The organism is Candidatus Zixiibacteriota bacterium (assembly GCA_020853795.1).
GTDB lineage: Bacteria > Zixibacteria > MSB-5A5 > CAIYYT01 > CAIYYT01 > JADJGC01.
This window is the reverse complement of the sequence record JADYYF010000140.1, coordinates 1-15,090: the sequence shown is the minus strand read 5'-3', so window position 1 is coordinate 15,090 and position 15,090 is coordinate 1. Positions and strand designations below refer to the sequence as shown.

Sequence of the window (15,090 nt, the reverse complement as noted above, 5' to 3'; positions counted from 1 at the left end):
GACTAAATAAGTGGCGTTTGGTCTTGATTTACTTGTGAAGTAAATCACAAATGCCAGTGCTTTTGGAGAGATTGGTATGAACTTGGGAAGCTTTGCCCCTGTCGGCATATTCTTGATACTTGGGGTAGTTTTCGTCCTGATTACACTCTGGATCGCCAAACTTGTCCGTCCTCACCGCCCGTCAGATCCAAAGCTCTCCAACTATGAATGTGGCGAAAAACCGATCGGCACTGCTTGGATTCAATACAACCCTCGATTCTATATCTTTGCACTCCTGTTTGTGATATTTGATGTGGAAGTTATCTTCCTCTTCCCGTGGGCCGTCGTCTACCGGTCGCTCGGTCTCTTTGCGCTGATCGAGATGCTGATATTCATCGGCATCCTCCTGATCGGACTAGTCTGGGCCTGGAAGAAGGGAGTACTGAAATGGGCGTGATTTCGAAGCTGCCGGTCGTCCTCGAACGCATGCCGATGGGAACGGTCGTCGCTACCTCTTTGGAGAAGGTTCTCAACGAGGGTCGCGCTTCGTCCCTTTGGTACCTGCTCTTTGGCACCGCCTGTTGCGCGATCGAGATGATGTGCACCGGTGCGTCACGCTATGACTTTGATCGCTTCGGCATGTTCTTCCGCGCCTCGCCGCGCCAGGCTGATCTGATGTTCGTCGCCGGTACCATTACGCACAAGATGGCTCCGCGCGTCAAGCTGCTCTATGAGCAGATGGCTGAGCCGCGCTATGTCATCGCCATGGGCGGTTGCGCCTGCAACGGCGGCCCCTTCCATTACGATACTTATGCTGTCCTCAAGGGCGTCGATAAGGTCATTCCTGTAGATGTCTACCTGCCGGGCTGCCCGCCGCGCCCCGAATCGCTGCTTGAGGCTTGTCTGAAACTCCAGCAGAAGATCAAAAAGCAGAAACTGGGAGAATGGAGTTCCGACATCCGTGGCTGACACCGCGACCATCACCCAGCTTCTCACCCAGCGCTTTCCCGGACAAGTCACCGCGCTGGATATGGTGCCGCCGCAAACAGCCGCCACCGTCGATCCCGCGATCGTGTCCGAATTGTTCGCCTTCCTGGCGGAAAATGCGGACTTAAAGATGAATTACCTCTCAGCAATCTCCGGCATTGATCGCACCGATCACATTGAAATCGTCTATTTTGTTTCCTCACTGGAATACAAGCACAAGTTGACCGTCAAAACCAGAGTCGAGCGTATCGGCGGCAAGATCAATTCGATTCAGCACATCCTGCCGGCGGCCAATTGGTTCGAACGCGAAATCTGGGAATTGTTCGGCGTCGACTTCGTTGGCCATCCGGATTTGCGCCGTTTCCTCCTGCCGGATGACTGGAATCAGGGCAACCCGATGCTGCGGGATTGGGAAGGTGAGGACTTTATCAGGATGCCTGAAGTACAATGAACGAAGCGACGCCGACGCAATACTCCGAAGAGTTTGAAGTCAACATGGGTCCCCAGCACCCGTCGACGCACGGGGTGCTCCGGCTCATGCTGCGAATGAACGGCGAGAATATCGTTCACGCCACTCCCTACATCGGTTATCTCCACCGTGCAATCGAGAAGATTTGCGAGAACCGTACCTACGCGCAGTGCATCCCGCTGCTCGATCGCTTCGAGTACGTCACCGCGATGGCCGCCGAAGAGGTCTTCTGCCTGGCGACCGAACGCGTCGCCGGTGTCGAAGTCCCCGAGCGCGCCGAGTACCTGCGCGTCATCATGCTCGAGTTCAATCGCATTGCCTCGCACCTGATCTTTCTCGGCACCTTCTCGCTCGACCTCGGCGCCATCACGCCGTTTCTCTACTGTTTGCGCGAGCGCGAACAAATCATGGACCTCTTCGAAATGACCGCTGGCCAGCGCCTGACCTACAATTACATTCGCGTCGGCGGCGTCAATGCCGACATCCCTGAGGATTTCTTGCCGCTGGCGCGCAAATTCGTCGACACCTTCCAGCATCGGGTCGACGACTACGAGGCTATCCTGACCGAGAACCCGATCTTCCTGGCCCGCACCAAGAACGTCGGTATCGTCTCAGAGGATATCGCCGTCAAGTACGCCGCGTCCGGCCCGGTACTTCGCGCCTCTGGTATCAAGTGGGATTTGCGCCGTGACGATCCGTATTCGATTTACGACCGCTTTAAGTTCGAGATTCCGACCGGCACCGTTGGCGACACTTGGGATCGCTACATGGTGCGCGTCAAGGAACTGCGCCAATCGAACGAAATCGTCCGCCAGGCGCTCGACCAACTGCCGCAAGGTGAGATTAAGGCCAAACTCAAAGGCGTGTTCAAGCCGCCGGTCGGCGAAGCTTACGCGCGTATCGAAAACGCCCGCGGTGAGATGGGCTGCCATATCGTCTCGGACGGCTCAGCCAAACCGTATCGAGTCAAACTCCGCGGCGGGTCATTCAATCACACCCAGATGATTCCCGCGATCGCGCCCGGAATGATGATCGCCGATCTGGTCGCGACCTTCGCCTCGCTTGATGTCATTCTCCCCGAGGTTGACCGGTAAACTGCTATGGAACTGACTTCTATCCTGGCCTGGCTCGAAAAGCAACTGCTCGCCCTCGTCGAGTGGATCGGCCTGCCGCTTTGGGTCGCCCAACTGCTGGAAATGCTCGTCGCGGCCGCTGTCGTCATTGCCATGTGTCTGCTGGTAGTGCTGTTCCTGGTCTGGTGGGAACGCAAGCTCTCCGGTCACTTCCAGCAGCGCTTCGGCCCGATGCGCACCGGCTGGCACGGCTGGCTGCAGACGATCGCCGATGCCATCAAGCTGATTCAGAAGGAAGACATCATCCCCCGGTCCGTCGACCGCAAGGTCTTCTTCTGGGCGCCGGTGATCTGCTTTGTCTCCTCCTATGCCGCCTTCGCCGCCATCCCGTGGGGTGAGGGGCTGATCCCGACTGATCTCAACATCGGCATTCTCTATATCCTGTCGATCACAACCTTTGTCGTCATTTCGTTGCTGATGGCCGGCTGGTCGTCGAACAACAAGTACGCGCTCCTCGGCGGCATGCGCTCTGCCGCACAAATCGTCAGCTACGAAGTCCCCCTGACGCTTTCCGTCCTCGGCGTCGTCATGATCGTTGGGTCGCTCTCGATGGTCGCCATCGTGGAAGCACAGGAAAAAATCTATCAGTGGTTTGTCTTCCGCCAGCCGCTCGGTTTCCTCATCTACCTGATCGCGGCTACCGCCGAGACCAACCGCGCGCCGTTTGACATCCCCGAGGCCGAGCAGGAACTTGTCGCCGGATTCAACATCGAATACTCCGGCATGAAGTTCGCCATGTTCTTCCTCGCCGAATTCCTGAATCTGTTCCTGGTCGCGGCGATCGCCACGACCCTCTTCCTCGGTGGTTGGCAGGGACCGTTCCTGCCGTCTTGGCTCTGGTTTATCCTCAAGACGACCTTTGTGATCTTTTTGATCATCTGGTTTAAGTGGACCTATCCGCGCCTACGCGTCGACCAGCTTATGGAATTCTGCTGGAAAGTCCTGTTGCCGCTGGCGTTTCTCAATCTGATCATCTCCGGCCTGCTGGAATACGTGCTGCGAGGGTAGGGAAGAGTTATGACGACGGCCTACAATATCGGCTTCTTCTCCGGGATCAAAAATCTTCTGATCGGTCTCGGCGTAACTCTGCGCCACCTGTTCAGTCGCGCCATTACCTTGCAGTATCCAACCGAGCGGTGGGAAATGCCGGAACGCTCGCGCGGCGTCGTCGTGCTGCTCTCGGACAAGGAAACCGGCGAACTCAACTGCACCGCCTGCATCCTCTGCGCGAAGGCCTGTCCCGTCGGCGCGATTCGCATCCAGCGCCACCGTGGCGAGGACAAACGCTGGAAATTGGATTCCTTTAACATCGACAATACGATTTGCTGCTACTGCGGCCTCTGTGAGGAAGCCTGCAATTTCGACGCGATCAAGCTGACGCCGAAGTACGAGTTCTCCGCCTATGACAAGGCCAGCCTCGATTACGACGTCCATCGGCTGCAGGAACTGGGGCGCGACGTCGACTACGTCCCGACCGCCAAGAAGGCCGCGCCCAAACCGGCAACGCCGGCGATCGCCACAACCAGCCCGGCCGATATCGCCACGATGCCGAAGCCGGCGGTGACTCCGGCCGCGCCGCAAGCTCCACCGGCCGCCGATACCGCCACCGACCAGAAGGGAGAGGGTGCCTGATCATGGAATCCGGATTCATCCCGTACCTGTTCTACCTCTTTGCCTTTATGATCGTGGTTTCGGGTATTCTTGTTGTCACGTTGCGCGACATCTTCCACTGCGCCCTGATGCTGGTCATCTGCATGTTCTCCGTCGCCGGCATCTACGTCTTGCTCGGTGCGGACTTCATCGCCGCCGTCCAGGTACTGATCTACGTCGGCGCTGTCTCGGTACTGATGATCTTTGCGATCATGCTTACCGCCCGCGTTTCCGGCGTTGGCATCAAACAACAGAATGAACAAACACCGCTGGCGCTGATCGCCACCTTACTCTTCATCGCGATTACCGTCTTCGGCCTCGGCAAGTCGATCTGGAATTTGAAAACCGCCGCAGTACCCGAGCAGACCGTCAAGTCACTCGGCCAATTGCTGCTGACGACCTATGTCGTACCCTTTGAAATCGTCTCGGTCGTCCTGCTGGCGGCCCTGATCGGCGCTATTGTGATTGCCCGGAGAACCTGAGGTTATGGAAATCGGACTCGGTCATTATCTCTCGCTCGCCGCCATCCTTTTCGGCATCGGCTTCTTCGGCGCCCTCACGCGCCGCAACGCCATCGGCCTGCTGATGTCGATCGAGCTGATGTTCAATTCCGTGAACATCAACCTCGTCGCCTTCAACCGCTACATCACTCCGAGCGACTTTACCGGACAGGTCTTTGCCGTCTTCACGATCGTCATCGCCGCCGCGGAAGTCACCGTCGGCCTCGCGATCGTGCTCCTGATCTATCGCAACTTCCGCGACGTGTTCGTGGACAACATCAACCTGATGAAGTGGTGACGCATGCGTGAACTGAGCTGGATCATCCCCGTACTGCCGTTGACCGCCTTTGCGCTCATCGTCTTCTTCACGCATAACAACCGCAAGCTCTCGGCCGGATTGTCTATCGGCGCCATCGCGATCGGCTTCCTCTACGCCGTGGCGCTTCTGTTCCGCCAGATCGGCGACAATACCCCGTTCGAGCTCTCGGCCGCCTGGGCGGTGTTCCCGACTTTGAAGATGGAAGTCGGCATCTGGATCGACGCGCTCACCGCCATCATGCTTGTCGTCGTGACCACTGTCTCGATGCTCGTCCAGATCTATTCGCTCGGCTACATGCACGGCGACCCGCGCTACTCGCGCTTCTATGCCTACTTGTCATTGTTCACGTTCTCGATGCTCGGCCTCGTGCTGGCAAACAACTTCTTCCTGATCTTCGTCTTCTGGGAACTGGTCGGCCTGACCTCGTACCTGCTGATCGGTTTCTGGTTCGAGAAAAAGTCCGCTTCCGACGCCGGCAAGAAAGCATTCATCACCACCCGCATCGGCGACTTCGGCTTCCTCATCGGCGTCATCCTGCTTGCCGCCTACTGCGGCACCCTGAACTATCAGGAAGTTTTCCAGTCCGTTGCCGGCGGTGTGATTCCACCCGCCATCCTGACTTTCGCCGGCATCGCAATCTTCTGCGGCGCCATCGGCAAATCCGCCCAGTTCCCGTTGCACGTCTGGCTCCCGGACGCGATGGAAGGTCCGACACCGGTCTCGGCGTTGATCCACGCCGCTACCATGGTTGCTGCCGGTGTCTACCTCGTCGCGCGCACGTTCGAGCTGTTCGTCCACAGTCCCGGTGCCGCGATGGTGGTCGCCACCATCGGCATTATCACCTCGCTGCTTGCGGCGTCGATTGCGCTCGTTCAGAATGATATCAAGCGCATCCTCGCCTATTCCACCGTCAGCCAGCTTGGCTATATGATCATGGCCCTCGGCCTTGGCTCCTTCACCGCCGGCACCTTGCACCTGATGACTCACGCCTTCTTCAAGGCCTGCTTGTTCCTCTGTGCCGGCTCGGTGATTCATGCCGCTCACACCCAGGACATTCAGTTGATGGGGAACCTGCGCCAGAAAATGCCCCGCACCTACTGGACCATGCTGATCGCGACCCTCTCGATCGCCGGCATCTTCCCGCTCTCCGGTTTCTGGTCGAAGGACGAAATCGTCGCCGCCACGCTCGGTCATCCCGTCTTCATGGTGCTGACCTTGCTCGTCGCCTTCATGACCGCCTTCTACATGTTCCGGCTGATCTTTCTCACCTTCTTCGGTAAACCGCGCGATCACCACTCGTTCGATCATGCCCACGAATCTCCCGGCGTCATGACCTGGCCGTTGATCGTGCTGGCCGTGCTCTCCGTTTGTGCTGGCTGGGTGGCGATCCCCTGGCTTTCGCACGGCTACTCGTCCTTCGCTTTCCACGGCGAGCCGCATCATGCCGAGGTCCACATCAGCGTCATGCTGATCTCGACCCTCGTCGCCCTCAGCGGCATCGGCCTGGCATACCTGATGTATATCAAACGGTCGATCTCGCCCCAGGCGCTCGGCGCGAAATTCAAAGGCGTCTATACGTTGCTTTACAATAAGTGGTACTTCGATGAAATCTATCAGGCCGCCATCATCAATCCGGTGCTCAAGCTCACCGATTGGCTCTGGACCTTCGACGGCGGTGTAATCGACTGGATCGTCAATGCCTTCGGCAAGTTCACGGTTTGGTTGTCTGATGTTAAGCAGTGGTTCGATCAACACATCGTCGACGGCGCCGTTAACGGACTCGGCTACACCATCTGGGCTTTTGGCGCGTTTATCCGCCAGTTCCAGACCGGCCGCGTCCAATTCTACGGCTTCTTCATCCTCTTCGGGATCGTGTTGATGCTCATCGTTCGAGTTGTGTAGTCTGCTTCAGGCAGGAGTTGTAATATGGACTTTCCGATTCTAAGCTTCATGATTTTCGTCCCCATCATCGGGATGGCGGTCGTGATGCTGCTTCCCAAGGAGAAGCATGATCTGATCAAGTGGACCTCCACCTTGATCAGCGTCATCCCGCTGATCCTGTCGCTGATTCTCGTCTTTGAATATGACGGCTCGACCGCCGACATGCAGTTCGTCGAGAAGTTTTCCTGGATTCCGTCATTGAAGATCCAGTACTTCCTCGGCGTCGACGGCCTCTCAGTGCCGATGCTGTTCCTGACGGCTCTGCTGTCCACGATTTCCCTGATCGTCTCGTTCCATATTCACAACCGCGTCAAAGAGTACTTTGCGTTCTTCCTGCTGCTGGAAGCCGGCATGATCGGCGTCTTCGCCGCCCTCGACTTCTTCTTATTCTATGTCTTCTGGGAAGTGATGCTCGTTCCGATGTACTTCCTGATCGGCATCTGGGGCGGTCCGCGCAAGGAGTACGCCGCAATCAAGTTCTTCCTCTATACGCTCTTCGGCTCGATCTTCATGCTGGTCGGAATCCTGATCCTCTACCTCACGACCGGCTCGCTCGATATGCTCGAACTGATCGCGCAGGCGCCAAACTACGCCCACTCGATGCAAATCCTCGTCTGGGTGTTCTTCTTCCTCGCCTTCGCCATCAAGGTGCCGATCTTCCCGTTCCATACCTGGTTGCCCGACGCGCACGTCGAAGCGCCCACCGCCGTCTCGATCATCCTGGCCGGCGTGCTGCTGAAAATGGGGACGTACGGTTTCCTGCGCATCAGCTACCCGATGCTCCCCTACGGCACACAATATTTCGCCTATCCCTTTGCCATCCTTGGCGTGATCGGCATCATCTACGGCGCGCTCGTCTCGATGGCACAGAAGGATCTCAAGAAGCTGGTCGCGTATTCGTCCGTTTCGCATATGGGCTACTGCATCCTCGGAATGGCGGTCTTCTTCATCGATCCCTCCGGCAACGCCCATATCACCGGCATCGCCGGCTGCATCTTCCAAATGTTCAGCCACGGCCTGATCACCGGCGCCCTCTTCTTGCTCGTCGGCGTGCTCTACGACCGCGCCCATACCCGCGAGATCGCAGCCTTTGGCGGTCTCGGCTCCAAACTGCCGGTGTACACGGCCTTGATGACCGTCTTCGCGATGGCCTCGCTCGGCCTCCCCGGCATGTCCGGCTTCGTCGCCGAATTCATGGTCTTCATCGGCGCCTTCCCGAAGTACCAGGTCATCACCGGCATCGCCGTCATCGGCGTCGTCCTGACCGCCGGCTACATTCTCCGCATGGTTCAGCGCATGTTCCTCGGTGAGTTCAACGTCAAGTGGGCCGGTCTGACCGAAATCAATGCCCGCGAAATCCTCGCCGTCGCGCCATTGCTCATTCTGACCATCGCGCTCGGCGTCTATCCCGCGCCGCTGGTAAACATGATCTCCGCCACGCTGCAGAATATCGTCGTGATGGTGTCGAGGTAGGCAATGGACGACTTGCGGTTGATGCTGCCGGAAATCATCCTGTTCTGCTGGTCGATGCTGATGTTGATCGTCGGCATCCGCCGCAAGCAGACCGCTGCGGCCAACGGCTTTGGCCTGATCTACCTGACCATGCTCGGCCTCGTTGTCACTGCGTTCGCGATTCCCGTGACGGGTTACGGCGTCGCTTTCGGCGGCACCTTCTTCGTCGATCGCTTCGGCGCCTTCTTCAAGATGATCTTCCTTTGCGCCGCCTTCTTCGCGGCCGCCTCTTCCGGCCAGTTGATGAAGCGCCTGACCGCCGACCACGGCGAATTCTTCTCGCTCGTCCTGCTCTCGACGGTCGGCATGATGGTCCTCGTTTCGACCAACGAGCTGATCACGCTCTATGTCGCTCTCGAGTTGACCACCATTCCGCTGTTCGTCCTCGCCGCCTATCGCAAAGACCGCCTGACCTCTTCGGAGGCCGGCCTGAAATACCTGATCCTCGGCGCCGTCTCCTCCGCGATTTTGCTCTACGGTATCTCGCTGATCTATGGCCTCACCGGGTCGACCTTCCTGTCGATCTCGCTGAATCGTCTGCTCGAGCAGTCGATCGGCATGCTCCAGGCCACCAATGACCTCAACCTCGCGCTCCTGATCGCGATGGTGATGATGATCGCCGGCTTCGGCTTCAAGCTCGCGCTCGTGCCGTTCCACATGTGGGCGCCCGATGTCTACGAAGGCGCGCCGACCGCCATTACCTCGTTCCTGTCCGTTGCCTCCAAAGGCGCCGGAGTGGCGGCGTTTGCGCGCGTGTTCTACAGCGCGTTGCCGACCTTCAATGAATTCTACTGGGGCATGATGGTCGCCGTGCTCGCTGCCGCCGCGATGATCGTCGGCAACATCACCGCCGTCCTGCAGCCGAACGTTAAGCGCATGTTGGCTTATTCCTCGATCGCCCATGCCGGCTATCTGCTCGTCGGCTTCGTCGCCTTGCCCTTGACGCAGAACGATCCCCCTTACGGCCCGGCCTCGATCATGTTCTACATGCTTGCTTATCTCTTCGCCAACATGGGTGCCTTCGCTTGTGCGATTGCCTTCGAAAAGAACTACGGCTCCTACGAGATCAAAGATTACGAAGGTCTCGCCAAGGATGCCCCCGCGCTCTCCTTGTTGTTCATGATCTTCCTGCTGTCGCTGGCCGGCATTCCCCCGTTGGTCGGCTTTTTCGCCAAGTACTACGTTTTCCTCGCCGCCTGGAAGCAATACCCCTGGCTGGTGATGATTGGAGTGCTCACCTCCGTGATCGCGCTCTACTACTACGCGCGCATTCTCAAACAGATGTACTTCGCCAAACGGGAAGTCGCGTTCGCGAAAGCGCAATTCGACGGCCCGTTGACGATCACGCTCGCGCTCACCACCGTTGGCACGATCCTCTTCGGTCTCTATCCCGAACCGGTGATTCGCTTCGCCAGCCAAGCGTTTGAAGCCTTCCCCTTTTAGCAGTTGACATCATCGTCGCTTTTTCTTAGTATCGTTTGTGCCCGAGTGGCACAATTGCATGAGCTCCGACGGTAGTATTCGAAACAAATTCAAGCAGTACCTGGTCTCCGGCGTTCTGGTAATCGTCCCCCTGATTATCACTTTCGTCGTCCTCCGCTTCTTGCTTAGCTCCGTCGACGGTATCCTCTCGCCCCTGCTCGTCCGCTACCTCGGTCACGATATCCCCGGTCTCGGCATTCTGATTGTCCTGGTGCTGATCGTCGTCACCGGCATTCTGACCCAGGCCGTGCTCGGCCGTCAGCTCGTCAACGTCTGGGATAACCTGCTCAGCCGCGTCCCGCTCGTCCGGACCGTCCATGTCGCCTCGAAACAACTCCTACAGTCCGTCACCGATCCGCGCGAAAACCTCTTCCAGCGCGTCGTCATCGTCGCCTATCCGCGACCCGGTATGTACGTCTTCGCTTTCGCGACTTCCGAGGTTCAACTTGACAACTTCAGCGAGAATCCTTATGTCGCAGTGTTCGTCCCGTCGACGCCGACGCCCTTTACCGGCTTCACGGTCATTGTCAAGAAAGAGGAAGTCTATCCGACGAATATGAGTGTGGAGGAAGCGGTCAAGTTCATCGTCTCCGGCGGCATCGTCCGTCCCGAGGTGCTCACACCTCGTTCCTCCGGAGGCGTGACCAACGTATGAAGCTCTCTAAGCTGCTCTCCGAGGAACTGGTCGTCGCCGATATGCCGGCCACGACTAAAAGGGAAGCAATCGCGTATCTGCTCGACCGCATCATCGAACGCTTCCCGCTCCTCGACCGCGACAAAATCCATGCCGCCATCGAGGAACGCGAACGCATCGAGAACACCGCCTACGGCCACGGCTTCGCGTTTCCCCACGCGCGCACCGACGAAGTCCAACGCATGTATATCGCCCTCGGTATCAGCAAACGCGGCCTGTCCGACAAGACTCCCGACGGCGTCGCGCTGCGCTGCGTCTGTCTCATGCTCACCCCCTCGAACATTTCGCAACTCTATTTGCAGACTCTCTCCGCCTTTGCCCGGCTCGCCCGCAATGGCGAACACCTGAAGAAGATGCTGGAAACTCAAACTCCGCTGGAGGTTATTGACGTCGTGTCGGAATCGGATGTGAAAGTTGACCGCGACCTGCTCGTCCGCGATATCATGGTCGAAAAAGTGCATTGCGTGAAACCGGATGTCACGCTCAAGGAAGTTGCCAACCTTTTCTACAAACATCGCATCGGCTCGATGCCGGTCGTCGACGAACAGCAGCGCGTCATCGGTATCGTCTCCAATCGTGACCTGATCCACGCCGCTCTGCCCGACTACAAGTCGCTGATTCAGAATCTCTCGATGGCCCCTAATCAGATGCCGTTTGACGATTTGCTCAAAGCGACTGAGAAGAAGACTGTCGGTCAGATCATGACCAAGGAGGTCGCGACCACCACCGAAGACACTCCCGTCGTCGAACTCGCTGCCCTGATGATCTTCAAGAATCTCCGCATGGTGCCGGTCGTCCGCGACGACAAACTCGTCGGCGTCGTCGTCATCTCCGATATCGTCTCCAAAATCATCCGGGGCTAGCGCAACTCGAACCCTGTAGGTCAGGATTCCCGCGATCCCGACTACTGGGTCTGCAATTATTACCTCTTCTGCGCACATCAATTTCCTTCTCACTCGCTTTAAGTTGCCGGAGCTCCGGCTCCTCGTGTTCCAAGCCGCAAGCTCTCGGGCGTTCCGAGCGGTCGGCAATTGGCCTATTGTTTGAAAAAGGAGTTGTTACTGGCAATCAATGGACTAAATTGTCAATATATAATGAGTGAAAACACCCGCATGAGTGACGACGAACACCTTGCTGAGACCCAGACGACGCCGTCATCCGAAAACTCCCCTCAGGGTGAATGCCTGCCGATCGACAGACTGGGCTCTTTTCGCATCGAGAGCGTGATCGGCTCAGGTGGCATGGGAACTGTCTGCCGCGCCTACGACGAAAACATGCGGCGCATCGTCGCGCTGAAAATTCTCAAGCCATCATGGGGCGCTGCCGCTTCAGCTCAGAGGCGATTCGCGCGCGAGGCCTGGATCGCCGGTCAATTAGAGCACCCCCATATCATCAGCGTCTACAGCCGCGGCGAAGAACGCGGATACCAGTACTTCGCGATGGAACTGGCGGAAGGAGCCGCCCTCGCCGCTGACATCGAACATCTGAAATCTGACACCAGGTCCGAGTACCGCGCCTCCGCATCAAAAAGTAACAGCTACATTCGACAAACGGTCGAGAGGTTCGTGACCATCGCCGAGGCTCTCGAATACGTCCACTCCAAGGGGTTCATTCATCGGGATATCAAGCCCCACAACATCCTCGTCTGCGGTGTTGAACGAACTTTCAAACTCACTGACTTCGGTATCGCGCACGCGGATGACATGACCCGGATGACTCAGGCCGGGGATTTTATCGGCACGATCAAGTACATGTCCCCCGAATTGTTGTCGGCCCATCGCGCTCGCGTGGATAAGCGAACCGACATCTACTCCCTCGGCGTGACCATGTACGAAGCGCTGACTCTCGCGCTGCCTTTCGACGGCGATTCTCAGGAGTCGTATGTCTCGCAGCTCCTCGCTGGACAGGCCGTGCCGGCGCGCAAACGGTGCCCGCAGATTCCGCGTGATCTGGAGACGGTGCTCATGACCGCAATGCACCAGGATCCTTCGCGCCGCTATCAATCCGCTCTCGATCTCGCAAACGATCTGCGCTCAGTCCTCGCCGGCAGGCCAATCGTTGCCAAACGCGAAGGCTTCGTTCGCCGCACGCTGAAGTTCTCGCGCCGCCATGCGCTGGGGATCTCTCTGATTGTCGCTCCGCTCCTCTTAATCAGTTCCATCGCCGGCCTGCTTCTGTCGAGGCAAAAGAGTACCTCGGATCACCAACAAATCGTCCAAACGCTCGAAACAAGTATCGCGACCGGCAAACCTGCCTGGGAGATAGCGCAGGATTGGCCGCGCCTCGCCCCCAAGCTGATTGAATTGATTCACGAAAATCCGCAGGATCCGGCAACGCATCTTTACTACCGGAGTCGCTGCCTGCTCGATAATAGTAATGTTGACATCGGCGAAGAACGGAGCCTCTTCAACCTGCGCATTACCGGCGCCCATATCATTCCCGCTGAACTCCAGCAGCGCGACCCTTTGCTGCTCTTGCGGGCGACAATCGTTCTCAGCGTCGACTCACTGCCTTCGAGTATCGGCTTGGTGTGCGAGTCGCAATACTATATGGGCGACGAATCCCTAGCCTTCATCGCCTGTATCGACCTTGACTCGCTGCTGGCCGGCATGTCCGGTTCTCATTCGCTGCTGGCCCGACTAACAACCGAGCACTTTCAAGATGCGAAATTCTATGAGGCCGCTCCCGGAAAACCGGAAGCAATCGAAAATGCCGGCTCTCCAACATCGATGGCATCTCTTGTACCGGCCTTTCCGGAAGCAACGGGAAGCGAGTTGCGCTTTGCTGCAGCTCCCACAACCATCGCCCTCGCTGATCTCGACCACCAACCCGCAACTCCGGTGTTTGCGGATACCGTCATCAAGGCTTTCAGCATCTTTGTCCACAAGGGAGACTAGAACCTCACTCAGCATTCGCCCCACCTTCATTCCCCCACAAGCAAAGGAGGCCAGGGGGTTGTATCGATTGTCCTCCGGCTCCCCACGGCCCCGTTACCGGAAGACTTCACCAAGCATCGACGTGTCATTGCGAGGAGCGACCGTGCTCTTTCCAATCGCTCCGTCCTCCACCGCGACGAAGCAATCTTCGCTTCATCGCCGCCCCGCCGGCGCGAATGAACTTCAATTCCCCTCTCCCCGCTGGGAGAGGGGCAGGGGTGAGGGCCTTCCAGCAGCGCCGTCAGGAATCCCCTCCTGACGGCACTTGCCCCGTGTTGCCCTTCGCTGCCCCCCCGCCTGTGCAGCCTCCCGAGGAACGAGCGATTGCGGTCGGGTTACTTCCCACCCCGATTTCACCTTGCTTCTTCCCGTGCTATCTACCATACTTGCCGGACGTTATGACTCAGTTTCTCCTCTGGGGCGGATTTATCGCCTTCGTCCTGCTGATGCTGATCATCGACCTCGGCATTTTCCATCGCCGTTCCCATGCCGTCAAGATGAAAGAAGCCCTCATCTGGTGCGCCGTCTGGATTTCGCTCGCGCTTTTCTTTTGCGCAGGCGTCTTCATCTTCAAAAGCCATCACAAGGGACTCGAGTTTCTTACCGGCTATTTAATCGAGTTGTCGCTCAGTCTCGACAACCTGTTCGTCTTCCTACTGATCTTTTCATACTTCAAGGTCTCGCCCACCTTGCAGCATCGCGTGCTCTACTGGGGCATTCTTGGCGCCCTCATCATGCGTGCCATCATGATCGCCGGCGGCATTGCCCTGATCTCCAAATTCCACTGGATCATCTACGTCTTCGGCGCCTTCCTGGTCTTCACCGGCATCAAGATGCTTTTCTCCAGCGACCAGCACGTCGAGCCGGAGAAGAATCCGATCATCAAGCTGGCGCGGAAGATCTTTCCGGTGACACCCAACTATGTGGAAGGAAAGTTCTTCACCCGCATCAATCACCGTCTATTTGCCACGCCGATGTTTCTCGTGCTCCTGATGATCGAATCGACCGACCTCGTCTTCGCCGTCGACTCGATCCCGGCGATTCTCGCCATCACCCAGGACACCTTCATCGTCTATACGTCCAACGTCTTCGCCATCCTCGGTCTGCGCTCGTTCTACTTCGCGCTCTCCGGGATGTTCTACAAATTCCGCTACCTCAAAGTCGGACTCTCGATCGTGCTCGCCTATGTCGGCGTCAAGATGCTGATCGCCGACTGGTACAAAATCCCGACCGTCATCTCCCTCGGCGTCATCGTCGTCACCATCGGCAGCTCAATCCTCGTCTCCTTCCTGATCCCGGAACAGCCGGAAGGCACAGGCGATAGGGCGATCAACGCTGATTCAGAGCAGACCACTTCTGCCGCCTCCAATGATCAACTACCGTAGCAGCTCGCCTACTCGCCCAAATCCAGGCAAACTCCTCCGCTCATTCAATGTGAAAAGTGGGTTGGAAAGCCCCTCGAATCTCGCCCAGCGCTCTGCCGCTGCG

15 protein-coding genes are annotated in these 15,090 nt (G+C 57.7%); all 15 read left to right on the top strand.

The genetic code is table 11. The annotated features are described in order from the left end of the window. The first annotated feature begins 76 nt into the window (after window positions 1–76). The 15 genes from ndhC (at window position 77) to IT585_11100 (ending at window position 14,987) form a co-directional block, all read left to right on the top strand. Window positions 77–436, top strand: a complete 360-nt coding sequence (gene ndhC / locus IT585_11170; GenBank protein ID MCC6963801.1) for an NADH-quinone oxidoreductase subunit A — start codon at window positions 77–79, stop codon at window positions 434–436. Further along, on the top strand, window positions 427–948 hold the full coding sequence (locus tag IT585_11165; protein MCC6963800.1) for an NADH-quinone oxidoreductase subunit B: 522 nt from the start codon (window positions 427–429) through the stop codon (window positions 946–948). The genes ndhC and IT585_11165 overlap by 10 nt, the downstream gene beginning before the upstream one ends. Next, a complete protein-coding gene (locus IT585_11160; GenBank protein ID MCC6963799.1) occupies window positions 941–1,417 on the top strand; it encodes an NADH-quinone oxidoreductase subunit C in 477 nt (158 codons plus the stop codon). The genes IT585_11165 and IT585_11160 overlap by 8 nt, the downstream gene beginning before the upstream one ends. Next, on the top strand, window positions 1,414–2,529 hold the full coding sequence (locus tag IT585_11155) for an NADH-quinone oxidoreductase subunit D (GenBank protein ID MCC6963798.1): 1,116 nt from the start codon (window positions 1,414–1,416) through the stop codon (window positions 2,527–2,529). The genes IT585_11160 and IT585_11155 overlap by 4 nt, the downstream gene beginning before the upstream one ends. Window positions 2,530–2,535: 6 nt before the next feature. Then, on the top strand, window positions 2,536–3,576 hold the full coding sequence (gene nuoH / locus IT585_11150) for an NADH-quinone oxidoreductase subunit NuoH (protein ID MCC6963797.1): 1,041 nt from the start codon (window positions 2,536–2,538) through the stop codon (window positions 3,574–3,576). A 9-nt stretch (window positions 3,577–3,585) separates the two neighbouring features. Further along, the gene (locus IT585_11145; protein ID MCC6963796.1) at window positions 3,586–4,200 is read left to right on the top strand and encodes an NADH-quinone oxidoreductase subunit I; all 615 of its coding nucleotides are present in this window, start codon (window positions 3,586–3,588) and stop codon (window positions 4,198–4,200) included. Between the two features lie 2 nt (window positions 4,201–4,202). Next, window positions 4,203–4,700 carry an NADH-quinone oxidoreductase subunit J gene (locus IT585_11140; GenBank protein MCC6963795.1) on the top strand — a complete coding sequence of 166 codons (498 nt, stop codon included), beginning with the start codon at window positions 4,203–4,205 and terminating at the stop codon, window positions 4,698–4,700. 10 nt (window positions 4,701–4,710) lie between these two features. Beyond that, window positions 4,711–5,016 carry an NADH-quinone oxidoreductase subunit NuoK gene (gene nuoK / locus IT585_11135; GenBank protein MCC6963794.1) on the top strand — a complete coding sequence of 102 codons (306 nt, stop codon included), beginning with the start codon at window positions 4,711–4,713 and terminating at the stop codon, window positions 5,014–5,016. 3 nt (window positions 5,017–5,019) lie between these two features. Beyond that, window positions 5,020–6,939, top strand: coding sequence for an NADH-quinone oxidoreductase subunit L (gene nuoL / locus IT585_11130; GenBank protein ID MCC6963793.1), 1,920 nt, complete (start codon window positions 5,020–5,022; stop codon window positions 6,937–6,939). A gap of 24 nt (window positions 6,940–6,963) precedes the next feature. After that, window positions 6,964–8,451 carry an NADH-quinone oxidoreductase subunit M gene (locus IT585_11125; GenBank protein MCC6963792.1) on the top strand — a complete coding sequence of 496 codons (1,488 nt, stop codon included), beginning with the start codon at window positions 6,964–6,966 and terminating at the stop codon, window positions 8,449–8,451. Between the two features lie 3 nt (window positions 8,452–8,454). Beyond that, window positions 8,455–9,933: an NADH-quinone oxidoreductase subunit N gene (locus IT585_11120; protein ID MCC6963791.1), complete on the top strand. Its 1,479-nt coding sequence runs from the start codon at window positions 8,455–8,457 to the stop codon at window positions 9,931–9,933. Between the two features lie 58 nt (window positions 9,934–9,991). Beyond that, on the top strand, window positions 9,992–10,627 hold the full coding sequence (locus IT585_11115; protein ID MCC6963790.1) for a DUF502 domain-containing protein: 636 nt from the start codon (window positions 9,992–9,994) through the stop codon (window positions 10,625–10,627). Continuing rightward, a complete protein-coding gene (locus IT585_11110) occupies window positions 10,624–11,529 on the top strand; it encodes a CBS domain-containing protein (GenBank protein MCC6963789.1) in 906 nt (301 codons plus the stop codon). Before IT585_11115 ends, IT585_11110 begins: the two co-directional genes overlap by 4 nt. Window positions 11,530–11,778: 249 nt before the next feature. Continuing rightward, entirely contained in the window at window positions 11,779–13,563 is a 1,785-nt protein-coding gene (locus IT585_11105; GenBank protein ID MCC6963788.1) for a serine/threonine protein kinase, read from the top strand. A 437-nt stretch (window positions 13,564–14,000) separates the two neighbouring features. After that, window positions 14,001–14,987, top strand: a complete 987-nt coding sequence (locus tag IT585_11100) for a TerC family protein (protein ID MCC6963787.1) — start codon at window positions 14,001–14,003, stop codon at window positions 14,985–14,987. Window positions 14,988–15,090: the final 103 nt, after the last annotated feature.

Coding starts and splice junctions, on each gene's coding strand:
- IT585_11110 (MCC6963789.1), top strand. CDS start 10,624: ATGAAGCTCTCTAAGCTGCTCTCCGAGGAACTGGTCGTCGCCGATATG.
- IT585_11125 (MCC6963792.1), top strand. CDS start 6,964: ATGGACTTTCCGATTCTAAGCTTCATGATTTTCGTCCCCATCATCGGG.
- IT585_11140 (MCC6963795.1), top strand. CDS start 4,203: ATGGAATCCGGATTCATCCCGTACCTGTTCTACCTCTTTGCCTTTATG.
- nuoH (MCC6963797.1), top strand. CDS start 2,536: ATGGAACTGACTTCTATCCTGGCCTGGCTCGAAAAGCAACTGCTCGCC.
- IT585_11165 (MCC6963800.1), top strand. CDS start 427: ATGGGCGTGATTTCGAAGCTGCCGGTCGTCCTCGAACGCATGCCGATG.
- nuoL (MCC6963793.1), top strand. CDS start 5,020: ATGCGTGAACTGAGCTGGATCATCCCCGTACTGCCGTTGACCGCCTTT.
- IT585_11115 (MCC6963790.1), top strand. CDS start 9,992: ATGAGCTCCGACGGTAGTATTCGAAACAAATTCAAGCAGTACCTGGTC.
- IT585_11155 (MCC6963798.1), top strand. CDS start 1,414: ATGAACGAAGCGACGCCGACGCAATACTCCGAAGAGTTTGAAGTCAAC.
- IT585_11100 (MCC6963787.1), top strand. CDS start 14,001: ATGACTCAGTTTCTCCTCTGGGGCGGATTTATCGCCTTCGTCCTGCTG.
- ndhC (MCC6963801.1), top strand. CDS start 77: ATGAACTTGGGAAGCTTTGCCCCTGTCGGCATATTCTTGATACTTGGG.
- IT585_11120 (MCC6963791.1), top strand. CDS start 8,455: ATGGACGACTTGCGGTTGATGCTGCCGGAAATCATCCTGTTCTGCTGG.
- IT585_11145 (MCC6963796.1), top strand. CDS start 3,586: ATGACGACGGCCTACAATATCGGCTTCTTCTCCGGGATCAAAAATCTT.
- IT585_11105 (MCC6963788.1), top strand. CDS start 11,779: ATGAGTGACGACGAACACCTTGCTGAGACCCAGACGACGCCGTCATCC.